24 protein-coding genes are annotated in these 22,382 nt (G+C 72.9%); 11 read left to right on the forward strand and 13 right to left on the reverse strand.

Annotated features, from left to right (window positions below; genetic code table 11):
* Positions 1-274: 274 nt before the first annotated feature.
* Positions 275-1,396 carry a magnesium and cobalt transport protein CorA gene (locus tag ACFY3N_RS01310; RefSeq protein ID WP_390814579.1) on the forward strand — a complete coding sequence of 374 codons (1,122 nt, stop codon included), beginning with the start codon at positions 275-277 and terminating at the stop codon, positions 1,394-1,396.
* Between the two features lie 23 nt (positions 1,397-1,419).
* A complete protein-coding gene (locus ACFY3N_RS01315; RefSeq protein ID WP_390814580.1) occupies positions 1,420-1,935 on the forward strand; it encodes a hypothetical protein in 516 nt (171 codons plus the stop codon).
* Positions 1,936-1,998: 63 nt separating this feature from the next.
* Here ACFY3N_RS01315 and ACFY3N_RS01320 read toward each other — a convergent pair whose 3' ends face one another.
* Positions 1,999-2,748, reverse strand: coding sequence for a hypothetical protein (locus tag ACFY3N_RS01320; RefSeq protein WP_390814581.1), 750 nt, complete (start codon positions 2,746-2,748; stop codon positions 1,999-2,001).
* Positions 2,749-2,962: 214 nt separating this feature from the next.
* On the opposite strand from ACFY3N_RS01320, the gene ACFY3N_RS01325 reads away from it, so the two are divergent.
* The 3 genes from ACFY3N_RS01325 to ACFY3N_RS01335 are packed head-to-tail and all read left to right on the forward strand — an operon-like array spanning position 2,963 to position 6,021.
* On the forward strand, positions 2,963-4,246 hold the full coding sequence (locus ACFY3N_RS01325; RefSeq protein WP_390814582.1) for a magnesium transporter MgtE N-terminal domain-containing protein: 1,284 nt from the start codon (positions 2,963-2,965) through the stop codon (positions 4,244-4,246).
* A complete protein-coding gene (locus tag ACFY3N_RS01330) occupies positions 4,236-4,844 on the forward strand; it encodes a DUF1003 domain-containing protein (protein ID WP_390814583.1) in 609 nt (202 codons plus the stop codon). Before ACFY3N_RS01325 ends, ACFY3N_RS01330 begins: the two co-directional genes overlap by 11 nt.
* Positions 4,845-4,887: 43 nt before the next feature.
* Positions 4,888-6,021 carry an Mrp/NBP35 family ATP-binding protein gene (locus tag ACFY3N_RS01335; RefSeq protein ID WP_390814584.1) on the forward strand — a complete coding sequence of 378 codons (1,134 nt, stop codon included), beginning with the start codon at positions 4,888-4,890 and terminating at the stop codon, positions 6,019-6,021.
* 57 nt (positions 6,022-6,078) lie between these two features.
* Here ACFY3N_RS01335 and ACFY3N_RS01340 read toward each other — a convergent pair whose 3' ends face one another.
* The 5 genes from ACFY3N_RS01340 to sigE form a co-directional block, all read right to left on the reverse strand.
* Positions 6,079-6,753 (reverse strand): hypothetical protein, encoded by a 675-nt coding sequence (locus ACFY3N_RS01340; RefSeq protein ID WP_390814585.1) that lies wholly within the window; start codon positions 6,751-6,753, stop codon positions 6,079-6,081.
* A 223-nt stretch (positions 6,754-6,976) separates the two neighbouring features.
* Positions 6,977-7,417: a sec-independent translocase gene (locus tag ACFY3N_RS01345; RefSeq protein WP_390814586.1), complete on the reverse strand. Its 441-nt coding sequence runs from the start codon at positions 7,415-7,417 to the stop codon at positions 6,977-6,979.
* A gap of 127 nt (positions 7,418-7,544) precedes the next feature.
* Complete coding sequence (locus ACFY3N_RS01350) at positions 7,545-9,602, reverse strand: trypsin-like peptidase domain-containing protein (protein WP_390814587.1); 2,058 nt, start codon at positions 9,600-9,602, stop codon at positions 7,545-7,547.
* Positions 9,603-9,732: 130 nt separating this feature from the next.
* Complete coding sequence (locus tag ACFY3N_RS01355) at positions 9,733-10,677, reverse strand: anti-sigma factor family protein (protein WP_390814588.1); 945 nt, start codon at positions 10,675-10,677, stop codon at positions 9,733-9,735.
* Positions 10,674-11,333 carry an RNA polymerase sigma factor SigE gene (sigE, locus tag ACFY3N_RS01360; RefSeq protein WP_371102565.1) on the reverse strand — a complete coding sequence of 220 codons (660 nt, stop codon included), beginning with the start codon at positions 11,331-11,333 and terminating at the stop codon, positions 10,674-10,676. Before sigE ends, ACFY3N_RS01355 begins: the two co-directional genes overlap by 4 nt.
* A gap of 276 nt (positions 11,334-11,609) precedes the next feature.
* Between sigE and ACFY3N_RS01365 the strand changes: the two genes are divergently transcribed.
* Positions 11,610-12,308, forward strand: a complete 699-nt coding sequence (locus ACFY3N_RS01365; protein WP_390815019.1) for an O-methyltransferase — start codon at positions 11,610-11,612, stop codon at positions 12,306-12,308.
* 99 nt (positions 12,309-12,407) lie between these two features.
* On the opposite strand, the gene ACFY3N_RS01370 is transcribed toward ACFY3N_RS01365, so the two are convergent.
* A complete protein-coding gene (locus ACFY3N_RS01370) occupies positions 12,408-12,575 on the reverse strand; it encodes a DUF3117 domain-containing protein (RefSeq protein WP_003966491.1) in 168 nt (55 codons plus the stop codon).
* A 379-nt stretch (positions 12,576-12,954) separates the two neighbouring features.
* On the opposite strand from ACFY3N_RS01370, the gene ACFY3N_RS01375 reads away from it, so the two are divergent.
* Positions 12,955-13,758, forward strand: a complete 804-nt coding sequence (locus ACFY3N_RS01375) for an enoyl-CoA hydratase/isomerase family protein (protein ID WP_390814589.1) — start codon at positions 12,955-12,957, stop codon at positions 13,756-13,758.
* A gap of 93 nt (positions 13,759-13,851) precedes the next feature.
* On the opposite strand, the gene ACFY3N_RS01380 is transcribed toward ACFY3N_RS01375, so the two are convergent.
* Entirely contained in the window at positions 13,852-14,442 is a 591-nt protein-coding gene (locus ACFY3N_RS01380) for a DNA-3-methyladenine glycosylase I (RefSeq protein ID WP_390814590.1), read from the reverse strand.
* Positions 14,439-14,801, reverse strand: a complete 363-nt coding sequence (locus ACFY3N_RS01385) for a DivIVA domain-containing protein (RefSeq protein WP_390814591.1) — start codon at positions 14,799-14,801, stop codon at positions 14,439-14,441. The genes ACFY3N_RS01380 and ACFY3N_RS01385 overlap by 4 nt, the downstream gene beginning before the upstream one ends.
* 136 nt (positions 14,802-14,937) lie before the next feature.
* On the opposite strand from ACFY3N_RS01385, the gene folP reads away from it, so the two are divergent.
* A complete protein-coding gene (folP, locus tag ACFY3N_RS01390) occupies positions 14,938-15,798 on the forward strand; it encodes a dihydropteroate synthase (protein WP_390814592.1) in 861 nt (286 codons plus the stop codon).
* Between the two features lie 157 nt (positions 15,799-15,955).
* Here the strand turns inward: folP and ACFY3N_RS01395 are convergent, their stop codons facing one another.
* Positions 15,956-16,714 carry a TIGR00730 family Rossman fold protein gene (locus ACFY3N_RS01395; RefSeq protein WP_390814593.1) on the reverse strand — a complete coding sequence of 253 codons (759 nt, stop codon included), beginning with the start codon at positions 16,712-16,714 and terminating at the stop codon, positions 15,956-15,958.
* 108 nt (positions 16,715-16,822) lie between these two features.
* The gene (gene dapE / locus ACFY3N_RS01400; RefSeq protein ID WP_390814594.1) at positions 16,823-17,902 is read right to left on the reverse strand and encodes a succinyl-diaminopimelate desuccinylase; all 1,080 of its coding nucleotides are present in this window, start codon (positions 17,900-17,902) and stop codon (positions 16,823-16,825) included.
* A gap of 82 nt (positions 17,903-17,984) precedes the next feature.
* Between dapE and ACFY3N_RS01405 the strand changes: the two genes are divergently transcribed.
* The gene (locus ACFY3N_RS01405; protein ID WP_390814595.1) at positions 17,985-18,989 is read left to right on the forward strand and encodes a heavy metal transporter; all 1,005 of its coding nucleotides are present in this window, start codon (positions 17,985-17,987) and stop codon (positions 18,987-18,989) included.
* 154 nt (positions 18,990-19,143) lie between these two features.
* On the forward strand, positions 19,144-19,446 hold the full coding sequence (locus tag ACFY3N_RS01410) for an ATP-binding protein (protein WP_390814596.1): 303 nt from the start codon (positions 19,144-19,146) through the stop codon (positions 19,444-19,446).
* 226 nt (positions 19,447-19,672) lie between these two features.
* Here ACFY3N_RS01410 and ACFY3N_RS01415 read toward each other — a convergent pair whose 3' ends face one another.
* Positions 19,673-20,770 (reverse strand): bifunctional succinyldiaminopimelate transaminase/glutamate-prephenate aminotransferase, encoded by a 1,098-nt coding sequence (locus tag ACFY3N_RS01415; protein ID WP_390814597.1) that lies wholly within the window; start codon positions 20,768-20,770, stop codon positions 19,673-19,675.
* A gap of 117 nt (positions 20,771-20,887) precedes the next feature.
* Positions 20,888-21,205: a ferredoxin gene (gene fdxA / locus ACFY3N_RS01420; RefSeq protein WP_004926152.1), complete on the reverse strand. Its 318-nt coding sequence runs from the start codon at positions 21,203-21,205 to the stop codon at positions 20,888-20,890.
* Positions 21,206-21,345: 140 nt separating this feature from the next.
* Here fdxA and ACFY3N_RS01425 point away from each other — a divergent pair, with 140 nt between their 5' ends.
* Complete coding sequence (locus tag ACFY3N_RS01425) at positions 21,346-22,374, forward strand: GNAT family N-acetyltransferase (protein ID WP_390814598.1); 1,029 nt, start codon at positions 21,346-21,348, stop codon at positions 22,372-22,374.
* Positions 22,375-22,382: the final 8 nt, after the last annotated feature.

The raw sequence follows: 22,382 nt of genomic DNA on the forward strand, positions 1-22,382 counted from the left end.
CGTGCAGTAGCACCCGCTCTTCCGCCCGCTGATGTAGCTGCTTCCTGTCTGGCTGCCGCCTTTCGCCCGCGCGTCTTCATCGGAAGAGCACTTCGTTTCGTTCTGCCTGATCTGCCCCAGTAGCTGTATCAGCGACGAAACCCGCCACCGCGACGGTGCGGTGCTCCCCGCTTTGTGGACGCGCCAAACATCCGCAGTCCAGGACGTCCTCATTCCGGGTTGTTCCACCCGTCGTTCCGGCGCCTTTCGTTGCCCGTATGCGAAGGAGCCCGCCATGTCGATGATCCGCGACCTGCGCGCCGTGGTCCGTCCCTCCTCCCGTGTCTCGCTGCGCAAGGAGAGCGGCCCGTACGACGCCACCCGTGACCCCGCGACGGCCACCGCCGTCGTCGACTGCGCCGTCTACCGCGACGGCCGCCGCCTGACGACCGAGGGCGGCCCGCTCACCCCGCACGAGGCGATGCGGCTGGTGCGCCGCGACGGAGGCTTCGTGTGGATCGGCCTGCACGAGCCGAACGAGGCCGAATTCGCCGGGATCGCCCGGGAGTTCGGGCTGCACCCGCTGGCCGTGGAGGACGCCGTCCAGGCCCATCAGCGGCCCAAGCTGGAGCGCTACGACGACTCGCTGTTCACGGTCTTCAAGACCGTCCACTACCTCGACCACGACGCGCTCTCCGCCAGCAGCGAGGTGGTCGAGACCGGTGAGGTGATGTGCTTCACCGGCCGGGACTTCCTCATCACCGTCCGGCACGGCGGGCAGGGCTCCCTGCGGGCCCTCAGGCACCGCCTCCAGGACGACCCCGAACTGCTGGTCAAGGGCCCCTCGGCCGTACTGCACGCCATCGCCGACCATGTGGTGGACGGTTACATCGCGGTGGCCGACGCGCTGCAGGACGACATCGACGAGGTCGAGACGGAGGTCTTCTCGCCGGGCCGCAAGGGCGCTCCGCGCGGCACCGACGCCGGACGGATCTACCAGCTCAAGCGCGAGGTCCTGGAGTTCAAGCGGGCCGTGTCGCCGCTGCTGCGGCCGATGCAGCTGCTGAGCGAGCGGCCGATGCGGCTGGTCGACCCGGACATCCAGAAGTACTTCCGGGACGTGGCCGACCACCTGGCCCGGGTGCAGGAGCAGGTCATCGGCTTCGACGAACTGCTGAACTCCATCCTCCAGGCCAACCTCGCCCAGGCGTCCGTGGCGCAGAACGAGGACATGCGCAAGATCACCTCGTGGGCCGCGATCATCGCCGTGCCGACGATGGTGTGCGGGGTGTACGGGATGAACTTCGACTACATGCCGGAGACCCACTGGAGGTACGGCTACCCGGTGGTCCTCGGCGTCACGGTGGCCATCTGTCTGGGCATCCACCGCACGCTGAAGCGCAACGGATGGCTCTGAGCGTCCCTGGATAGGCTGGGCCCATGACACGTGCGCTGCTCGACCGGGCCCTCATCGAGGAGGCCACGAAGAAGTCCGGCCTCATCTGGGTCGAGGCGCCCGGCGCCGCGGCCCGCGCGCTGTGGCACGTGTGGCACGAGGGCGCCGCCTGCCTGGTCGGCGACGGGCCCGGGGAGCAGCCGCTGCCGGGGCTGGCCGACGGCGTGTCCGCCGAGGTGACGGTCCGCAGCAAGGACAAGGGCGGCCGGCTGGTCTCCTGGACGGCGACGGTCGTCGAGCTGCCGTCCGGCTCCGAGGAGTGGACGGCGGCGGTCGCCGAGCTCAAGGGCAAGCGGCTCAACGCGCCCGACGGCGAGGCGATGACCGGGCGCTGGGCCCGCGAGTGCCGCGTCCTGCGCCTGGAGCCGACCGGCGCGACGGCCCCGCTCCCCGACGGCTCCCTGGCAAAGGCCCCGCTGCCGACGCCGGTGACGACCCGGCGCCCCGTCCCGGCCGGACTGCCCCGGCTGCTGCTGAAGCGGAAGCGGCGACGGAGCTAGGTCCTGCCGTCGGACTCCCGTCGTCCGCCCGGGGGGCGGCAGACGGGAGTCCGACGCCAGGGTCTAGGACGTGGGGAGCTGCTTGCCGTAGTCGAGGGTCTCGTCCTCGGCCGGTTCCTTCAGCTCGAAGTCGGTGCCCCAGGACGAGAACGTGAGAGTGCCGGCCTTCCCGGCCCGCACCAGGCGCACCGGGTACGGCTTGCCCTCGAGCGAGACGTCCAGGGTGCCGCCGGAGCCCTTGTCGCCGGTGACCCGGATGGTGCGCACGCCCGACCGCTCGTGGTGGCCGTCGGTGGCCAGCTCGCCGTGCAGGGTCAGCAGACCCTCGAGGAGGGCGTTCTTGTCCGTGAGGCCGACGAACTTCTTGTACGAGGGATCGCCCTGCGGCACCTTCACGTACTTCTCGGCGAGTTTGCCGGCCGCCGCCGCGTCCGCCTCGCCGTCCTCGTCGTCTCCCCGGCCCCAGAACTCGGCGCCGGCCTTCAGGTACAGCTCGTCGTCGATGCGCAGCAGGCGAAACGTCTCCCCCTCGGTGGTGACCGAGCCGATGCCGCCCTGCTCCTTCAGCTGCATGTCCAGCGTGTACGTGCGTCCGCTGGTGACCACGGTGCCGTGCAGCCGTACCGTGCCGGCCGACTCGGCGGCCTTCTGGGATCTGCTGCGGATCTGGTCGGCGGAGAGTCTGCCGACACCGTTGGTGCCCTCGTTCGGATCCTCGGAGCATCCCGTGAGCGCCGTCCCCGTCACGAGCAGTGCGCACACGGCGCCGGCCAGCACGGCCCTGCGGGAACGGCCCTGGGAGATCGGAATCACAGGTGGGCTGCCTCTCTGACGGGGGACCTGAACGGCGTACCGCAGGGTACCGGGGCCGGGTGGACCGGGCGGAGCCAGTCCGTCCGGACCGGCTGCCGGCGCACGGCCGATCGGTACGGGCTAGCCTGAAGCCCACCCGAGCGGGCAATTCGGAACACGAGCGCAGCAGGCGGTACCCGCGACGAGAACACCCGCACGGAAAGGAGTGGCGGCCATGGCAGGGGGCGCCCCCCGGTTCTTCGTCTCACACCTCTCCGGTGTCGCCGTCTTCGACCCGGCCGGCGACCAGGTGGGGCGCGTGCGCGATCTGGTGGTCATCCTGCGGCCGGGCCGGCGTCCGCCGAGACTGCTCGGCCTGGTGGTCGAACTCTCCACCCGCCGCCGCATCTTCCTGCCCATGAACCGGGTGACCGCCGTGCAGGCGGGCCAGGTCATCACGACCGGGGTGCTCAACGTGCGGCGCTTCGAGCAACGGCCCACCGAGCGGCTCGTCTTCGGCGAACTGCTCGACCGGCGGGTGACGCTCGTGGAGAGCGGCGAGGAGGTCACCGTCCTCGACCTGTCGGTGCATCAGCTCCCCGCCCGCCGCGAGTGGGAGATCGACCGGGTGTTCGTGCGCAAGGGGAGGAAGGGCGGCGCGTTCCGGCGCGGCAAGGGCGAGGCGCTGACCGTCGAGTGGTCCGCGGTCACCGGGTTCTCCCTGGAGGAGCAGGGGCAGGGCGCCGAGAACCTGCTCGCCACCTTCGAGCAGCTGCGCCCCGCCGACCTCGCCAACGTCCTGCACCACCTCTCCCCCAAGCGGCGCGCGGAGGTGGCCGCCGCCCTCGACGACGACCGGCTCGCCGACGTGCTGGAGGAGCTGCCCGAGGACGACCAGATCGAGATCCTCGGCAAGCTGAAGGAGGAGCGCGCCGCCGACGTCCTGGAGGCCATGGACCCCGACGACGCGGCCGACCTGCTCGGCGAGCTGCCCGAGGCGGACAAGGAGCGGCTGCTGAGCCTGATGCAGCCCGCCGACGCGGCCGACATGCGGCGCCTGATGTCGTACGAGGAGCACACGGCGGGCGGTCTGATGACGACCGAGCCGATCGTGCTGCGGCCCGACGCGACCGTCGCGGACGCCCTCGCCCGGATCCGCGAGCCGGACCTCTCCCCGGCGCACGCCGCGCAGGTCTACGTCTGCCGCCCGCCGGAGGAGACGCCCACCGGCAAGTACCTGGGCACGGTCCACTTCCAGCGCCTGCTGCGCGACCCCCCGTACACGCTGGTCGGCTCGATCCTGGACGCCGACCTGCAGCCCCTGGACCCGGACGCGGCGCTGCCCGTGGTCGCCGGGTTCTTCGCCACGTACGACATGGTGGCGGCGCCCGTGGTCGACGAGGCCGGCTCGCTGCTGGGCGCGGTGACGGTGGACGACGTACTGGACCACATGCTGCCCGAGGACTGGCGGGAGACCGAGTTCCAGCTCGACGAGGGGGTGGTGACCGATGGCTCCTGAGCGCGAGGGCGTGCGCGAGCGCGTACCGGCGGGCGCCACGGCCGCCGGGCGGCCGCGCACGCCCCGTCTGGACCAGCCACGCCCTCCCCGGCGCCGCATCCTGCCCGAGTGGGACCCGGAGGCCTTCGGACGGCTCTCGGAGCGCATCGCGCGGTTCCTGGGCACCGGGCGGTTCATCGTCTGGATGACCGTCGCCATCATCCTGTGGGTGGTGTGGAACGTGTCCGCGCCGAAGGAGCTGCGCTTCGACGAGTACCCGTTCATCTTCCTGACCCTGATGCTGTCCCTGCAGGCCTCCTACGCGGCTCCGCTGATCCTGCTCGCGCAGAACAGGCAGGACGACCGGGACCGGGTCAACCTGGAGCAGGACCGCAAGCAGAACGAGCGGTCGATCGCGGACACCGAGTACCTGACCCGGGAGATCGCCGCCCTGCGGATCGGGCTCGGGGAGGTGGCCACGCGGGACTGGATCCGTTCCGAGCTCCAGGACATGGTCAAGGAGCTGGAGGGGCGGCAGAACGGGCACAAGGACCACCAGGGCCCTTTCCCGGCGATGCGGGCGGAACGCCCGCCGGGACGTGACGCAGACGACCGCTGACGTCCTTACCGGCGGGTGTACCCGGAGCCGTACCATCGTCCCTATGGCTACGGAAGACGCGGTGCGCGAGGCACTGGCGACGGTGAACGACCCCGAGATCAACCGGCCCATCACCGAGCTCGGGATGGTCAAATCGGTGGAGATCGGCGCGGACGGTGCGGTCGCGGTCACCGTGTACCTGACGGTTTCCGGCTGCCCCATGCGGGACACGATCACGCAGCGCGTGACGGACGCGGTCTCCCGGGTCGAGGGCGTCACCCGGGTCGACGTGACGCTGGACGTCATGAGCGACGAGCAGCGCAAGGAGCTGGCGGCCGCCCTGCGCGGCGGCCAGACCGAGCGCGAGGTGCCCTTCGCCAAGCCGGGCAGCCTGACCCGGGTCTACGCGGTCGCGTCCGGCAAGGGCGGCGTCGGCAAGTCGTCGGTGACGGTGAACCTGGCGGCGGCGATGGCGGCCGACGGGCTGAAGGTCGGCGTCGTGGACGCCGACATCTACGGCCACTCGGTGCCGCGCATGCTGGGCGCCGACGGACGTCCCACCCAGGTCGAGAACATGATCATGCCGCCGTCGGCGAACGGCGTGAAGGTCATCTCCATCGGCATGTTCACCCCGGGCAACGCGCCGGTGGTGTGGCGCGGCCCGATGCTGCACCGCGCGCTCCAGCAGTTCCTGGCGGACGTGTACTGGGGCGACCTGGACGTGCTGCTCCTGGACCTGCCGCCCGGCACCGGCGACATCGCGATCTCCGTCGCCCAGCTGGTGCCGAACGCCGAGATCCTCGTCGTCACCACGCCCCAGCAGGCGGCGGCCGAGGTGGCCGAGCGGGCGGGCTCCATCGCCGTGCAGACGCACCAGAAGATCGTCGGCGTGGTCGAGAACATGTCCGGCCTGCCCTGCCCGCACTGCGGCGAGATGGTCGACGTCTTCGGCACGGGCGGCGGCCAGACGGTCGCCGACGGCCTGACCCGTACGACCGGGGCGAACGTCCCGGTGCTCGGCGCCATCCCGATCGACGTCCGGCTGCGCGAGGGCGGCGACGAGGGCAGGCCCGTGGTGCTGTCGGACCCGGAGTCCCCGGCGGGCTCGGCGCTCCGTGCCATCGCCGGCAAGCTGGGCGGGCGGCAGCGGGGCCTGTCGGGCATGTCCCTGGGGATCACCCCGCGCAACAAGTTCTGAGGGTTCCTGCGCGCGGGGGCGCCGTCCGGTGCGGACGGCGCCCCCGCGCGCACTCGCTCAGGCGTCGTACGCGGAGATGTCCTTCACCGCGGAGAAGCCGAGGCCGTACGCGCTCATGCCCCTGCCGTACGCGCCCACGTGCACGCCCGCCTGCGTGGAACCGGCGAGCACCCAGCCGAACTCGGACTCCCGGTAGTGGAACGGCGTCGGCACCCCGTCCACGGGCAGGGACAGCGTCGACCAGTCCTCCCCCTCCAGGTCGTCCGCGAGGACCCAGGCCGTCTCCGTCTGCTGCTCCAGCCAGTCGTCGCGCAGGGAGTGGTCCATCTGGCCGGGCCAGGTGAAGGAGAGCAGCCCCACCCCGGCGAGCCAGGCGGCGGAGGAGACCGAGGTGGCCTCCAGCAGACCGGTGCCGTCGGCGCTGCGGCGCACCGGGTTGGCGGCCACGGTCACCACGACCGCGAACCTCTCCTTGGTCTCCTGGTCGGTCCCGGCGGTGTACTCGCTGCGCACCGAGGGCTCGTCGCCGTGCCCGACCGATCCGTGCTCGACGGCTCCGTCGGCCGCCCGTCCGACCTGCATCAGCCAGCGCGGCCCCGTGAAGGCCTCGTCGAGGCCGTACCAGGGGAAGGGCGCACGCAGGTAGTCGTCGACCGTACGCCGGGCGGAGGGGACGTGCTGTCCGTCCTCCGCGGCCGGCGCCTGCGCGACTGCCCGACTCGTCGTCTCCATTGCCCGGACGCCTCCTCGCTCTCGTCGGACCGGGCGGCCCGCCCCCCTTCAGGCGTACTCGTCCGCTCCGCACAACAACTCGGCAGCATAGCCACCTTGACGCCATGGGCCGGGAAACCGCCCGGCGAGTGGGCCGCACGGACGCCCTGATCAGGCCGTGCGCGGCCCGGGTGGAGTATGAAACGCGTCACGTCCGCGGGGTGCGCGTCCCGGTGCGGCCGGCTCAGGTGGCGTCCGCGTCGAAGGGCGGACGGGAGTCCACCGCCGGCGTCTCGGGCTTCTTGGTCATGTCCACACGGCCGCCGGTGGAGCCGGAGGCGGAGGACGGGGAGGAGTCGGTGTCGCGGCCGTGGACGGCGTCCGCGACCTCGGCCATCTCCTTCTTCAGGTCGAAGCCGCTACGGATCTCCTTGAGCCCCAGGTCGTCGTTGTCCAGTTGCTTGCGGATGAACGTCTTGGGGTTGAGGTCCTCGAACTCGAAGTCCTTGAACTCCGGGCCGAGCTCCTGCCGGATGTCCTGCTTGGCGCTCTCCGAGAAGTCCCGGATCTTCCGGATCGTGCGTGACACGTCCTGGATGACCTTGGGGAGCTTGTCCGGACCGAAGACGAGCACGGCGAGGACGATGAGCGTCACCAGCTCGAGCGGTCCTATGTCATTGAACACCTGAAGCTCCTCGCGATGCCTTCGGTCCTCGGTCCTCGGGGCGGCCTGCGGTCTTCCGTGGTCCGGGCCGGGTCCACGGTACCCGGCCATCCCGTGCGACCGGTACCGCCCCGAGGGCCCATCTGCCTCAGTCGCCTTCCGAGGAACCGAGCGTCAGGGTGACCGTCCGCTCGTCGCCGTCCCGCTCCAGGGTGAGCTCGAGGCGGTCGCCGGGGCGGTGGGCGCGGGTCTTGACGATGAGTTCCTCACCGGAGTGGACGCGCCGGCCGTCGACCTCCGTGATGACGTCGCCGGCCTCGATCCCGGCCCGGTCGCCGGGGCCGCCGGTGCTGACCGGGGGCCCGCCGTCACTGCCCTTGGCGGCGACGCGGGCGCCGTCGCCGCCGTACTCCATGTCGAGGGTGACGCCGATCACCGGGTGGGTGGCCTTCCCGGTGTTGATCAGCTCCTCGGCGACGCGCTTGCCCTGGTTGACGGGGATGGCGAAGCCCAATCCTATGGAGCCGGCCTGGCCGGCGTCCGGGTCGGCGCCGCCGTCGGCGGAGCGGATGGCCGAGTTGATGCCGATCACCCGGGCCTTGGCGTCGAGCAGGGGGCCACCGGAGTTGCCGGGGTTGATCGGCGCGTCGGTCTGCAGGGCGTCGACGTACGACACGTCGCTGCCGTCGCCCTTCTCGCCGCCGGCGGTGATGGGCCGCTCCCTGGCGCTGATGATGCCGGAGGTGACGGTGCCGGCCAGGTCGAAGGGGGCGCCGATGGCGACGACGGGGTCGCCGACCCGCACGTTGTCGGAGTTGCCGAGGGGCAGGGGGGTGAGTCCGCTGACGCCCTTCACCTTCACGACGGCGAGGTCGTAGCCGCTGTCCCGGCCCACGACGGTGGCTTCGGCGGTGTCGCCGCTGTGGAAGGTGACGGTGATCTCGCCGTCGTCCCCGGCGGGTCCGACGACGTGGTCGTTGGTGAGGATGTGGCCGCGCCCGTCGAGCACGAAGCCGGTGCCGGTGCCGGCCTCGCCGGCGCCGCTGACGTGCAGGGTGACGACGCTGGGCAGCGCCTGTGCGGCGATTCCGGCGACACTGCCGGGGTCGCGTCCCGACGCCTCCTCGCTGGCCTGCGGCAGCTCCACGGTGCCCACGCCGCCGTTGCGCTCCAGGTACGTGCCGACGATCCCGCCGATGCCGCCGGACACGAGCGCGAGCAGCAGGGCGGCCCCGACGAGCGTCCGGCCGCGCCGCCGCTTCCTGCCGGCCACGGCGTGCCCGGCCTGCTGCAACGGCGCGGCCTGGACGGCCGCCCAGGGGTCGTAACGTCCCCAGGGGTCGGCGGCCGGGGTGTCCTGGGCCGGGAGCACCCGGGTGTCCGGGTGCGCTTGCGCGGGAATGGCGGGCGCCGTGGAAGCCCCGTGCGCCCCCGCGTCCGTCACGGTGGGGGCACCGTGCGGTGCGGGCATGCCCTGCGGTGCCGTACCCGGGCCCGCGGGGGGTGCCGGGGGCGTACCGTGCGGCGTGGGTGCGGTGTGCGGGGTCGCGGGAGGGGCCGCGAGCGCCATGCCGTGCGCGGGTGTCGTCGCCGGGTGCTGTACGGGCGGGGCGGGCGCCCAGGGGCCCGGCTCGCCGTACGGCGGGGTGCTGTAGGGATCGGGGTCGTGCAGGGGCTTCTGCCGCTCGGAGGCGGAGGCCTCGAAAGCCACCGGCGACGGCTCGCAGCCCCCGGGTGCGGGGACGGCGGGGGACGCGGACCCGGCGGAGGTGCCGGGGGCCGGAACGGCCGAGGACGGAGACCCGCCCGAGGCGTCGGAGGCCGGGGGCTGGAACCCCGCGGAAGTGCCGGAAGCCGGGACGGCCGGAGACGCGGACCCCACGGAGGTGCCGGAGGCCGGGACGGCCGGAGACGGAGATTCGGCAAAGGTCTCGGCGGCCGGGACGGCCGGGGGCGGGGACCCGGCGGGCTCGTCGGTAGGGGTGCCGGGGGCCGTGGGGGCGGGGGCATCGGGGGCGGGCTCGTCGGGGTGGTCGTCGAGGCCCTCGGACCGCAGGGGGCGGTCCAGTTCGTAGTCGCCCCGGTGGCCGTCGGCGTCGGCGACAGCCGATGCGCGGTCCGGACGGGCCAGTTCGAAGTCGCCGTCGTGTCCCTCGGGACGCGTGGTCGGCTCCTCCCCCGCTGGGCCCGGCTTCCCCTCGTTCATGCTCTCCCCACGGCTGGACACGGCACCGCGCGACGGCGGTGGCCGCGAAACTACAGGCTCGGCACCCGGCTGGGCCTGGGCGCGCCCCCTGGATTCAATCAGGTTCGCGCGCCCCCGCGCACTGGACGGCTCAGCGGGACGTCGGCGTGGGGACCGGCGTCGGACCGGCGGCGACGAGGCCGGGGGCCTTGAGCCCGGTGGAGACGGCCCACGTGGTCAGGGTGAGCGGCGGGGTCGAGGTGAGCGGTCGTATCAGCGGGGACACGGCCGTCGCACCGCCCGGCATCGGCGTGCCCGGCGCGGGGTGGCGCTCCGTCGGCGCCGGGATCCCGGGCAGCAGCGGCGCGGAGACCGCGGTCGGGGCGGCCGGGGTGTCCGCGGGCGCGCTCTGGCCCAGCAGCGGTCCCACGGCACGGCGCCGCTGGGACTCGGGCATCGCCGCGCCCGTGCCCTGCGTGCGCATCGGCGTGACGTTGCTGCCCTTGCCCGCACCGCGCGCCTCGGTGTCGGTGGGCGTGCTCGTGGTGACCCCGCCGAGCGCGATCGCGGCCAGCGACACCGCCCCGGCGGCGACGAACGCGAACCGCAGCCCGCGGGAGGACGGCCGGTCGGCCTCGTGGCGGCTGACGTCGTGGAGGGCGAAGCCCCGGCCGCCCGCGGCGGCCGGCAGTGCGGACTCGTGCCGCCGGACGGGCGCGTAGGCGAACTCGAAGCGCTCGCTCCGCCTGGTCCCGAAGACCCCGGAGCCGCCGCCGAACCGCCCGGACGTACCGCCCGGCAGCCCTCCGCCGCCCAGCGGCGGGCCGCCGTCACCGAGGTCGCCCCCGGCCGGCAGCCCCTGGAGGCGGGCCAGGAAGCTCTCGGACGGCGGCGGGGGCGCCGCCTGGGCGAAGACGCTCTTCAGACGGCGCTGCGCGTCCACCTCCGCCTTGCACTTCGCGCAGGTGGCGACGTGCGCCAGTACGCGCTCACGCGCGTCATGACCGAGCTCTCCGTCCACCAGGGCGGAGAGTCGGTCTCCCAGGTGCTGCTCTGCGAGGTGTCCCTCGGAGGACTTCGGCTGTGAACCGCTCACGCGCTCGCGCCCCCTCCTCCCAGTGCGGGAACACGCGGCACGAAGGAGCGGCGCTCCGCGCGCGCCTTGGGCGAGCGGTGCGCGAGGGCCTTGCGCAGCTGGGAACGGCCGCGGTGGATCCGGGACCGGACGGTGCCGAGCTTGACGCCCAGGGTGGCCGCGATCTCCTCGTACGACAGGCCTTCGATGTCGCACAGGACGACGGCGGCGCGGAACTCGGGGGCCAGGGTGTCGAGGGCCTGCTGGACGTCCGCGTCGAAGTGGGCGTCGTTGAACACCTGCTGCGGCGTGGGCTCCTTGCTGGGCAGCCGCTCGGCCGCGTCGTCGCCGAGCGCGTCGAAGCGGATGCGCTGCTTGCGGCGGACCATGTCCAGGAAGAGGTTGGTGGTGATGCGGTGCAGCCAGCCCTCGAAGGTGCCCGGCGTGTACGTCGACAGGGAGCGGAAGACGCGGACGAAGACCTCCTGGGTGAGGTCCTCGGCGTCGTGCTGGTTGCCGGTGAGGCGGTAGGCGAGCCGGTAGACCCGGCCGCTGTGCATGCTGACGATCTCCTCCCAGGTGGGCGGAGTCCACGCCTGCCCGTCCGCGTCGGTGGAGAAAGTCGCGGTCTGGGCCGGGTCGCCGGCGCGGTGGTGGTCAGCAGCGGTGTCGTTCACGGATTTCGGCCTGCCCGCCGATCCGAGGAAGCGCCGCAGCGCTCCTCCGCGATCCACAGGCGCAGCCGCACCTCCCCTATCGGCTCTGGTGGTGTCCAGTGGAGCCCCTACCATAGCCACCTCGCCCGTTAGCTCCGGATAAGCGGTTTTACGAGAATTTGATCTGGGCTGCCACGGCTCGTACGGCTGCGTCAGCACTTGCTCGGCGTCCTCGGCCACTCCCCGCCCCCCGTCACGGCACGCGCCACTTGCTCGTCCTTGTAAACGACCGGTCCCATCTGCGGGTTCCCGACGCCAACGGATACAGTCACGCCCAGGCATCCACGGGGACAGGAGAGGGTCATTACCGCCAACCGGCAGACGAGCTGGGCGTTCGCCGACGCCTATGTCGCCGAGGACGAGGCACTGCTCTGGGCCCGTGACCGGGCCCGTGACGCGGGGCTGCGCTCGGTGTCGCCCGGCACGGGCGCGGCGCTGCGGTTGCTCGCCGCCAGTGTGGACGCCAAGGCGGTCGCGGAGATCGGCACCGGCTGCGGGGTCTCCGGGATCCACCTGCTGCACGGGATGCGGCCGGACGGGGTGCTGACCACGGTCGACCAGGAACCGGAGCACCAGCAGTCCGCCCGCCAGGCCTTCCGCGACGCCGGTTTCGCCGGGAACCGGGCCCGCTTCATCCCGGGCCGCGCGCTGGACGTCCTGCCCCGTCTCGCGGACGCCGGTTACGACCTGGTCTTCTGCGACGGCGACCGGCAGGAGTACCAGGACTATCTCGCCGAATCGTTGCGTCTGCTGCGTCCGGGTGGCCTGGTCGCCTTCGAAGGGATCTTCGCGAACGGACGCACGGTGGACTCCGGGCCGCAGCCCACGGAGGTGCTGCGGCTGCGGGAGCTGGTGCGGACCCTGCGCGAGAGCACGGACCTGGTGTCGTCGCTGCTGCCGGTGGGGGACGGGCTCCTCTGCGCCGTCAAGCGGTGACCGGCGGACGCGGTCGCGGCCCGTCGCCGGTGCGCGAAACAGCCGCCCCGGCACCGCGTGCGGCGCCGGGGCGGCTGAAGGGGTATGGTCGCTTGCGCGTCAGCCGACGACCTTCTTGAGGGCGTCGCCGAGCGCGTCGGCCTCATCCGGGGTCAGCTCGACGACGAGCCGACCGCCGCCTTCGAGCGGAACGCGCATGACGATGCCCCGCCCCTCCTTGGTCACCTCGAGCGGGCCGTCGCCCGTCCGCGGCTTCATGGCCGCCATGCTCGTTCCCCTTCCTGAAACCCAGCTCAACCGTCTAGCCGACGGCCCACTGAAGGGCACCTGCGGTCCTTGAAGCAGGACACACGCCACCGGCATCGAACACATTGCTTCCAGGCCATTATCCCGCATGGCGGGACCCGATGACCAACATCGTTCGGCATCGCTTGGGCAACGCACGCGAGCAAAACCACTCAATTCGGCGATGTGGCTGCGATACTTCTCCGCCGCGCCCACCTCCGCCGATCGGAAACGGGCGGGAATTGTTTGACGCAGGTCACACGCCGGCCACCCGCCACGGTCGGTGATCTCCGTCATGCTGTCCTGCAGACGGGGACGTACCGGCCGGTAGGTCCCGAGCCGCCACACGGAGGGATACGCCATGGCCGACACCGTGCTCTACGAGGTGAGCGACGGGCTCGCGACGATCACGCTCAACCGCCCGGAGGCGATGAACGCGCTGAACGTCGCGGCGAAGGTCGCCCTCCGGGACGCGGTCCGGTCCGCCGCGGACGACGACGCCGTACGGGCCGTGCTGCTGACCGCCGCCGGGGACCGGGCGTTCTGCGTCGGGCAGGACCTCAAGGAGCACATCGGGCTGCTGATCGAGGACCGGGAGACCGGTTCGGGGCGGACGATGAGCACGGTGCGCGAGCACTACAACCCGATCGTGAAGGCGATCGCCGGGGCCGCGAAGCCGGTGGTCGCGGCGGTGAACGGGGTCGCGGCGGGCGCCGGCTTCGGCTTCGCGCTGGCCGCGGACTACCGGATCGTCGCGGACACGGCGGCGTTCAACACCTCGTTCGCCGGGGTCGCGCTGACCGCGGACTCCGGGATCTCCTGGACGCTGCCGCGCGTGATCGGCCCCGGGCGCGCCACCGACCTGCTGCTCTTCCCGCGCAGCGTCTCCGCGCAGGAGGCGTACGACCTGGGCATCGCCAACCGGCTGGTCCCGGCGGCGGAGCTGCGCGCGGAGGCGGAGAAAGTGGCGCGGGCGCTGGCCGAGGGTCCGACGGTGGCGTACGCGGCGCTGAAGGAGTCCGTGGCGTACGGGCTGAGCCACTCGCTGGAGGAGGCGCTGGAGAAGGAGGACGAGCTGCAGACCCGGGCGGGCTCCTCGGAGGACCACGCGATCGCGGTGCGGGCGTTCGTGAACAAGGAGAAGCCCCGGTACCTGGGCCGGTGAGCTCGGGGCTACGGCTGCGCCGGGGGCTGCGGCTGCGTTGTGGTTGATCGCGCCCACGCGGCGGAGCCGCACATCGACACAGCCCCGCGCCCCTTACCGGGCGCTTCTCGCTCCGCATGTCTCCAAGTGGTCGTTGACCAGTCCGCAGGCCTGCATCAGGGCGTACGCCGTGGTCGGGCCGACGAAGCGCAGGCCCCGTTTCTTCAGGGCCTTGGACAGGGCCGTCGACTCCGGGGTCACCGCGGGGACCTCGGCGAGGGTCTTCGGCGCCGGGCGGCCGGCCGGGTCGGGGGCGTGGGACCAGATCAGGGCGTCCAGGTCGCCGGGCGCCCACCCGGCCAGCTCGCGCGCGTTGGCGAGGGTCGCGTCGATCTTGGCGCGGTTGCGGATGATGCCCGCGTCGGCCAGCAGGCGCTCGCGGTCGGTGTCGGTGAACTCCGCGACCGCGGCGATCTCGAAGCCGGCGAAGGCGGCGCGGAAGCCGGGGCGGCGCCGCAGGATGGTGATCCAGGACAGACCGGACTGGAACGCCTCCAGGCTGAGGCGCTCGAAGAGGGCGTCGTCGCCGTGGACCGGGCGGCCCCACTCCTCGTCGTGGTACGTCACGTAGTCCGGGGCGGACAGGGCCCAGGGGCAGCGCGGCAGGCCGTCCGGGCCGGCGGGGGCGGTTGCTTCCGCGCTCACGGCTGCTCGTCCTCACGGTGCGGGGCGGGCTTCTCCAGGGAGGGGCGGGCCGCGGCGGCGCGGGCGCCTGCCAGCGCGGACTCCAGGTCGGCGATCCGGGCGTCGCGTTCGGAGAGTTCGGCGCCGAGGCGGCCGAGGGCGTCGTCCACGTCGGCCATGCGGTAGCCGCGGACGGCGAGCGGGAAGCGCAGGCCGTCCACGTCCGCACGGCTGAGCGGCCGGTCCGGCGGCAGGGCGTCCCGCAGGTGCTCGGGAGCCGCCTCGGGCAGCGGGGCGCTGTCGCCGCCGCCCACCACGGCGAGGGTCACCGCGGCGACCACCACGGCGAGCGCGACGACCAGGAACAGGAACATAACCATCGCCGGGGCCCCCACGGTCGGACGAGTCGGAGTCGGATGTGTGGCTCCGATCGTGCCATGCGAGTCTGGCAGTCGGGGCCGCCGGGCGTTCGAAGGCGGCCCGGAACGGGTTCGTACGAGGAAGAGGTCACAGGGGATGCTCAGGCTGGGCAGGCGGGAATTCGCACCGCACGAGCGGGTCATCATGGCGATCGTGAACCGGACCCCGGACTCCTTCTACGACCAGGGCGCCACGTTCCGCGACGAGCCGGCGCTCGCGCGGGTGGAGCAGGCGGTGGCGGAGGGCGCCGCGATCATCGACATCGGCGGGGTGAAGGCCGGGCCGGGCGAGGAGGTCACGGCCGAGGAGGAGGCGCGGCGGACGGTCGGCTTCGTCGCCGAGGTGCGGCGGCGCTTCCCGGACGTCGTGATCAGCGTGGACACCTGGCGGCACGAGGTCGGCGAGGCCGTGTGCGAGGCGGGCGCGGACGTGCTGAACGACGCGTGGGGCGGGGTCGATCCGCGGCTCGCGGAGGTCGCCGCGCGGTACGGCGCGGGGCTGGTGTGCACCCACGCGGGCGGTGCCCGGCCGCGGACGCGGCCGCACCGGGTGACGTACGACGACGTCATGGCCGACATCCTCGAGGTGACCGTGGGGCTGGCGGAGCGGGCGGTCTCGCTGGGGGTGCCGCGGGAGTCGGTGATGATCGATCCGGGGCACGACTTCGGGAAGAACACGCGGCACAGCCTCGAGGCGACCCGGCGGCTGGGGGAGATGGTCGGCACGGGGTGGCCGGTGCTGGTGTCCCTGTCCAACAAGGACTTCGTGGGGGAGACGCTGGACCGGCCGGTGAAGGAGCGGGTGGTGGGGACGTTGGCGACCACGGCGGTGTCGGCGTGGCTGGGGGCGCGGGTGTACCGGGTGCACGAGGTGGCCGAGACCCGGCAGGTGCTGGACATGGTGTCGGCCATCGCCGGGGAGCGGGAGCCGGCCGTGGCCCGGAGGGGGCTGGCGTAGGGGGCGCGGCGATGGGTGGCGGGGATCTTTCCGCCCCCGCCGCCCCTTCCCGTCCCGTCCCGTCCCTCGGAGGCTCCGCCCCGGGCCCCCGGCCTCCGCCCACCCGCCGCCCGACTCGGTACGTCGGAGGGACGCCCCCGGAGGGCCTCCAAGGCCCCTAGCGGCCCGCCTCCTTCGAGACCAGGGCCACCGCCTCCTCCACGTCGTCCGTGACGTGGAACAGCAGGAGGTCCTTCTCCGCCGCCTTGCCCTGGGCGATGACCGTGTGGCGGAGCCAGTCGACCAGACCGCCCCAGTAGTCCGTGCCGAACAGGACGATGGGGAAGCGGGTGACCTTCTGGGTCTGGACGAGGGTCAGCGCCTCGAAGAGTTCGTCCAGGGTGCCGAGGCCGCCGGGCAGGACCACGAAGCCCTGGGCGTACTTGACGAACATCATCTTGCGGACGAAGAAGTACCGGAAGTTCAGGCCGATGTCGACGTAGGGGTTCAGCCCCTGCTCGAAGGGGAGTTCGATGCCCAGGCCGACCGAGACGCCCTTCGCCTCGCAGGCGCCCTTGTTGGCCGCCTCCATGGCTCCCGGACCGCCGCCGGTGATCACCGCGAAGCCCGCGTCGACCAGGCCCCGGCCGAGCCGGACGCCGGCCTCGTACTCCGGCGTGTCCACCGGTGTGCGCGCCGAGCCGAAGACGCTGATGGCGGGCGGGAGTTCGGCGAGCGTGCCGAAGCCCTCGATGAACTCCGACTGGATGCGCAGCACCCGCCAGGGGTCGGTGTGGACCCAGTCCGTGGGCGCGCGCTCGTCCAGCAGCCGCTGGTCGGTGGTGCTCGCCTGCACCTGGCCCCGCCGGCGGAGGACCGGCCCCAGGCGCTTCTCCTCCGGCGGCTGCTGCTTCCCCTCGGGGTTGCCGGTAGCCATGTGCGCTCCCTCCGTTCGCTGGTGGTACCACCTCAGCGTAGATCCACGCGGGTTACGTACGAGGGACCTGAGCATGTCCGGCGCACCGCGCCGCAAACCCCGTTCGTGTCACGCCGTCAACCAGGACCGCAGCCGTTCCTCCCCCGCGAGGATCTTCGCGGTGTCCACGCGCTCGTCCCGCTTGTGCGCCAAGTGGGGGTTGCCGGGGCCGTAGTTGACCGCCGGGATGCCCAGTGACGAGAAGCGGGAGACGTCCGTCCAGCCGTACTTGGGCTGCGGGGTGCCGCCCACCGCCTCGATGAAGGCCGCCGCGGCCGGGTGGGACAGGCCGGGCAGCGCCGCGCCGCTGTGGTCGTCGACGACGAACTCGCTCACCCCGCAGTCCGCGAAGACCTCGCGGACGTGGGCGAGGGCCTCCTCCTCGCTGCGGTCCGGGGCGTAGCGGAAGTTCACGGAGACGACGCACTCGTCGGGGATGACGTTGCCGGCCACTCCGCCAAAGACGCCGACCGCGTTCAGGCCCTCGCGGTACTCCAGTCCGTCGATCACCGGATAGCGCGGTTCGTAGGCGGCCAGGCGGGCGAGGATCGGGGCGGCGGCGTGGATCGCGTTGGAGCCCATCCAGCTCCGCGCGGAGTGGGCGCGCTCGCCCGTGGTCTTCAGCAGCACCCGCAGCGTGCCCTGGCAGCCGCCCTCCACCTGTCCGTCGGAGGGTTCCAGCAGCACCGCGAAGTCGCCCTCCAGCCATTCGGGGTGCGCCTCGGCCACGTGCTTCAGGCCGTTGAGGTCGGCGGAGACCTCCTCGTTGTCGTAGAAGACGAAGGTCAGGTCGCGGTTGGGCGCGGGGACCGTGGCCGCGATGCGCAGCTGGACGGCCACGCCGGACTTCATGTCGCAGGTGCCGCAGCCCCAGAGCACGCCGTCGTCGTCGAGCCGGGAGGGGACGTTGTCCGCGATCGGGACCGTGTCGATGTGGCCGGCGAGGATCACCCGCTCCGGGCGGCCCAGCCGCGTGCGGGCCACCACGTTGTTGCCGTACCGGTCGACCGTGAGGTGGGGCAGGGCGCGCAGCGCGTTCTCGATCGCGTCCGCGAGCGGCTTCTCGGTGCCGCTGACGGAGGGGAAGTCGACGAGCTGCGCGGTCAGGCGCGCGGCGTCCAGGGTGAGGTCAAGCGGGGTGTCGGCCATGCCGTCGACCCTAACCCGCCGGGCCCGACCGACTGTCCGCACCCGGCACACAAGGAACCGTACTCTCCAGTACCTTGTACGCGTGCCAGAGCCGTCCCTTCCTTCCCAGCGCACGCGTCGCGGCCGTCTCTCCCGCTGGAGCGCGGGTCTTGTGGTGCTGTCCGCGGTCGCCGGATACGTCGTGGTGCAGTACGACACCGGGGGCACCGGTGGTCCGGGCTGCGAGGTCGTGTCGGGCAGGGGCGACGGGGCGACGTACGAGTTCACGCCCGAGCAGGCGGTGAACGCGGCGACGATCACCGCCGTGGGCACCGCGCGCGAGCTGCCCGAGCGGGCCGTGACGATCGCGCTGGCGACCGCGCTGCAGGAGTCGGCGCTGCGCAACATCGACTACGGCGACCGTGACTCGCTGGGCCTGTTCCAGCAGCGTCCCTCGCAGGGCTGGGGCACGCCGAAGGAGATCATGGACCCGGCGTACGCGGCGGAGAAGTTCTACGAGCACCTGGAGGAGGTGCCGGGCTACACCCGGCTGCCGCTCACCGTCGCCGCGCAGCGGGTGCAGCGCAGCGGCTTCCCGCAGGCGTACGCCAAGCACGAGCCGGACGCCGCGCTGCTGGCCGCCGCCCTCACCGGGCGCTCGGCGGCGACGCTGACCTGCGAGGGCCGTCCGGCGGCGACGCGGGCGGCGGGCGCGGACGCGGTGCGGACCGCGCTGGCCCGGGACTTCGGGCGGGACGCGCTGGAGCCGGCCGCCGCCGAGGTGGAGGCGACCCCCGCACCCCCGGTGAGCGCTCCGGCGGACTCCGGCGTCTCCGACGGGCGGACCGTGCGGCTTCCGGTCGCGGCCGGGGAGGACGCCGGCGCCGAAGCCGACGCCGGGGCGCGTGGCTGGCAGCTGGCCCACTGGGCCGTGGCCAACGCCTCCGAGCTGCGCATCCAGCGGGTGTCGTACGCGGGACGGGAGTGGACCGCCGGGAACACCGACAGCCAGTGGCGGCCGACGGACGGCGGGGCCGAGGACGACGGCAAGAGCGCCGAGGGCCCGGGGGACGGCGCGGGGGTCGTGACCATCACGACCATGCCGTAGCTCGACCGCGCAGGCGTGCGGGAGGTCACCCGTGGGCGTCATGTACGGCCGATAATGCGACGCATTGCCAACTCTTTGCGTTGCCCCGCCGCAACCTTCCCGGCGGTCGAGCGGTAGTCACGGCGTCACCGTTCTCTCCCGTCGAAGGAGCACCATGTCCCTCCCCCTGACCCGTCGGATCGCCCGTGCCGCGCTGCTCGTCGCTGCGGGAGCGGCCGCCGGGGTCGGCGCGGCCGGTTCCGCCAGTGCGGCTCCGGAGCTGCCGGCCACCCCGAACCTCGGCGGGCTGACCGCTGTGGACGGGGCCGCCGGCAACCCCGTGGACAACGTGACGCGGGACGTCACGAAGACCACGGGTGGCACCGGCGAGGTGGTGCCGGGTGCCGGAAAGACCGTGAAGAAGGCTGCCGGGTCCCTCACCAAGGGCGCGCCCGTGAAGGGGCTGCCGGTCGGCTGAGGGTCGGCCTGCGGCCGGCTTTGACACGGCGACGGGGTCCGGGGGATGTTCCCGGGCCCCGTCGTTCCGTGTGTCCGTGCCGGGGCGCGGTGGGCGTTCGCCGGACCGTGACCCGGCGTTGGTGGCTGTGCCCACCCTCCCCCCTCGCCCGAAGGGCATGGGAGGTGCCCCCGTCGCCCTGCGGAACGACTGCCCACAGCCGGGTCGCCTGAAGCCGGCGGTCGCCTCAGGCCGTCAGGCGCCGCACTGCCGCCCGGACGCGTTCGTCCGTCGCGGTGAGGGCCACGCGGACGAAGTTCTCGCCCGCCGGGCCGTAGAAGTCGCCGGGGGCGACCAGGATGCCGCGGTCGGCGAGGTGGGCGACCGTGGTCCAGCAGGACTCGTCCCTGGTGGCCCACAGGTAGAGGCTGGCCTCGCTGTGCTCGATGCGGAAGCCGTGGGCGAGCAGCGCGTCGCGCAGGGCGGTGCGGCGGGCCGCGTAGCGCTCCCGCTGGACGCGGACGTGCTCGTCGTCGCCCAGGGCCGCGACCACGGCCGCCTGGGTCGGCGCGGAGGTCATCATCCCGCCGTGCTTGCGGATCTGCAGCAGCGGGCCGAGGACCGCCGGGTCGCCGGCCAGGAACGCGGCGCGGTAACCGGCGAGGTTGGAACGCTTGGAGAGGGAGTGCACCGAGACGATGCCGTCGTACGACCCGCCGTTGACGTCGGGGTGCAGCACCGAGACCGGGTCGGCCTCCCAGCCCAGCTCGATGTAGCACTCGTCGGAGAGGACGAGGACGCCGTGCTCACGGGCCCAGGCGACGATCCTCGTCAGCTCCTCCTTGGACAGCACCCGGCCCGTCGGGTTGGACGGGGAGTTCAGCCAGAGCAGCTTCAGGCCCGCCGGGTCCAGCTCGGTCGGATCGTCGTAGGCCTCGTACCCGGCGCGGGCGAGGCGGGCGCCGACCTCGTACGTCGGGTAGGCCAGGCGCGGGAAGGCGACCTTGTCGCCGGGGCCGAGTCCGAGCTGGGTGGGGAGCCAGGCGACCAGTTCCTTGGAGCCGACGACCGGCAGGACGTGGTGGTGGGTGACCCCGCGGGCGCCCAGCCGGCGCTCCACCCAGCGGGTGAGCGCGTCGCGCAGCTCCGGGGTGCCCCAGACCGTGGGATAGCCCGGCGAGTCCGCCGCGGCGATCAGGGCCTTCTGGATCGGCTCGGGCACCGGGTCGACGGGCGTGCCGACCGAGAGGTCGACGATGCCGTCGGGGTGCGCGGCGGCCGTCTTCTTGTAGGGCTCCAGCTTGTCCCAGGGGAAGGTGGGCAGCCGGTCGGAGACTGCGGACACGGGTACGGGCTCACTTTCTGGTCCGGCAGAACGCCTCGGTCCCGTACGGCGATCGGGAGGATCGGACCGTACGGGACCGGGCGGCACGTCGATGCGGGGCCGCTTCTCGCGGAACGGCTACGCCTGCGGCGGCAGCGCGGCGATGAACGGGTGGTCCCGCTCGATCAGACCGAGCTTGCTGGCGCCGCCGGGCGAGCCGAGCTCGTCGAAGAACTCGACGTTCGCCTTGTAGTAGTCCTTCCACTCCTCAGGAGTGTCGTCCTCGTAGAAGATCGCCTCGACCGGGCAGACCGGCTCACAGGCACCACAGTCGACGCATTCGTCCGGGTGGATGTACAAGGACCGCTGGCCCTCGTAGATGCAGTCGACCGGGCACTCCTCGATGCACGCCTTGTCCTTCACGTCGACACAAGGCTGCGCGATGACGTAGGTCACGCTGTCGTTCCTCCTCGATAGGGCGCTGGCGGGCCTCCTCAGGCTCCGCCGCCTGGCGCGCGGGAGCGCGGCGTCGTCGATGCCCGCCCCTAGTATCTCCGTTCTTGGGCATGATCCGAACAGGAGGGGTGAACTGACCTGTGGAAATCTCTGCCGCCGGGCGCCTCGAGGTCCGTATCACCACTGCTGACGTGGGAAAACGGGTCTCCATACGGAGCTTGATCGAACATGGTCCCCCGGGTGAGAAGTTCACCGACACGGTCGGCGTTCTCACATCATGGGACAACGGTGTGCTGCGGATCACAAGGAAGAGCGGGGAAAGTGTCCGCGTCGCGGAGTCCGCGCTGGTCGCGGGCAAGGTGATCCCCTCCGCCCCGGCGCGTCGCCGGGGTCCGGCGGCCTCGTACGAGGAACTGGCCCGGGTCTCCGCGCGGGCGTGGCGGCCCGTGGAGAGCGAGCGGCTGGGCGAGTGGGAGCTGCGGGCCGCCGAGGGGTTCACGCGGCGGGCCAACTCCGTGCTGCCGCTCGGCGACCCGGGCGTGCCGCTCGACGACGCGCTGACGGCCGTGCGCGACTGGTACGCCGCGCGGGGGCTGCCCGCGTACGTCCAGACCGCGACCGGTGCCGAGGGCGCGCAGGAGCAGCTCTGCGCGGAGCTGGAGCGGCGGGGCTGGGTGCGGGAGGTGACCGCCGAGCTGTGGGTGGGTGCACTGGCTCCGGTCGCCGACCTGGGCGGGGAGCCGTCCGGGGTGGTGCTGTCGCGGGAGGCCGACGAGGCGTGGCTGGCCCGGTACCGGCGCAAGGGGGTGGGCGAGGTGGCCCTGCGGGTGCTGGGGAGCGGTCCTTCGGTGTGGTTCGCCACGGTGCCGGGCGCCGGCACGGACGCGCCGGCCGCCATCGGGCGGTGCGTCGTGGACGGGCGGTGGGCCGGCTTCGCGGCGGTCGAGGTGGACCCGGCGCGGCGGCGGCGGGGGCTGGCGACCGCCGTGATGGCCGCGCTGGCCCGGCGGGCGCTGGACGAGGGCGCCTCGGCCGCCTGGCTCCAGGTCGAGGACGACAACGCGGGAGCGCGGGCGCTGTACGACCGCATGGGCTTCGTCGCGCACCACGCGTACCACCACCACCGTGCGCCGGAATCGTCGGCTCCGGCAGGTGACGGAGCGCCGTGAGCGGGCAC

It is taken from the genome of Streptomyces sp. NPDC000348 (assembly GCF_042898795.1).
Lineage (GTDB): Bacteria > Actinomycetota > Actinomycetes > Streptomycetales > Streptomycetaceae > Streptomyces.

What these genes read in the sequence shown, in the direction of transcription:
- ACFY3N_RS01375 (WP_390814589.1), top strand. Translation starts at nt 12,955, where the DNA reads ATGGCCGACACCGTGCTCTACGAGGTGAGCGACGGGCTCGCGACGATC.
- ACFY3N_RS01330 (WP_390814583.1), top strand. Translation starts at nt 4,236, where the DNA reads ATGGCTCCTGAGCGCGAGGGCGTGCGCGAGCGCGTACCGGCGGGCGCC.
- ACFY3N_RS01325 (WP_390814582.1), top strand. Translation starts at nt 2,963, where the DNA reads ATGGCAGGGGGCGCCCCCCGGTTCTTCGTCTCACACCTCTCCGGTGTC.
- ACFY3N_RS01335 (WP_390814584.1), top strand. Translation starts at nt 4,888, where the DNA reads ATGGCTACGGAAGACGCGGTGCGCGAGGCACTGGCGACGGTGAACGAC.
- ACFY3N_RS01340 (WP_390814585.1), bottom strand. Translation starts at nt 6,753, where the DNA reads ATGGAGACGACGAGTCGGGCAGTCGCGCAGGCGCCGGCCGCGGAGGAC.
- ACFY3N_RS01310 (WP_390814579.1), top strand. Translation starts at nt 275, where the DNA reads ATGTCGATGATCCGCGACCTGCGCGCCGTGGTCCGTCCCTCCTCCCGT.
- folP (WP_390814592.1), top strand. Translation starts at nt 14,938, where the DNA reads ATGCTCAGGCTGGGCAGGCGGGAATTCGCACCGCACGAGCGGGTCATC.
- ACFY3N_RS01385 (WP_390814591.1), bottom strand. Translation starts at nt 14,801, where the DNA reads ATGGTTATGTTCCTGTTCCTGGTCGTCGCGCTCGCCGTGGTGGTCGCC.
- dapE (WP_390814594.1), bottom strand. Translation starts at nt 17,902, where the DNA reads ATGGCCGACACCCCGCTTGACCTCACCCTGGACGCCGCGCGCCTGACC.
- ACFY3N_RS01410 (WP_390814596.1), top strand. Translation starts at nt 19,144, where the DNA reads ATGTCCCTCCCCCTGACCCGTCGGATCGCCCGTGCCGCGCTGCTCGTC.
- ACFY3N_RS01395 (WP_390814593.1), bottom strand. Translation starts at nt 16,714, where the DNA reads ATGGCTACCGGCAACCCCGAGGGGAAGCAGCAGCCGCCGGAGGAGAAG.
- ACFY3N_RS01350 (WP_390814587.1), bottom strand. Translation starts at nt 9,602, where the DNA reads ATGAACGAGGGGAAGCCGGGCCCAGCGGGGGAGGAGCCGACCACGCGT.
- ACFY3N_RS01315 (WP_390814580.1), top strand. Translation starts at nt 1,420, where the DNA reads ATGACACGTGCGCTGCTCGACCGGGCCCTCATCGAGGAGGCCACGAAG.
- ACFY3N_RS01370 (WP_003966491.1), bottom strand. Translation starts at nt 12,575, where the DNA reads ATGGCGGCCATGAAGCCGCGGACGGGCGACGGCCCGCTCGAGGTGACC.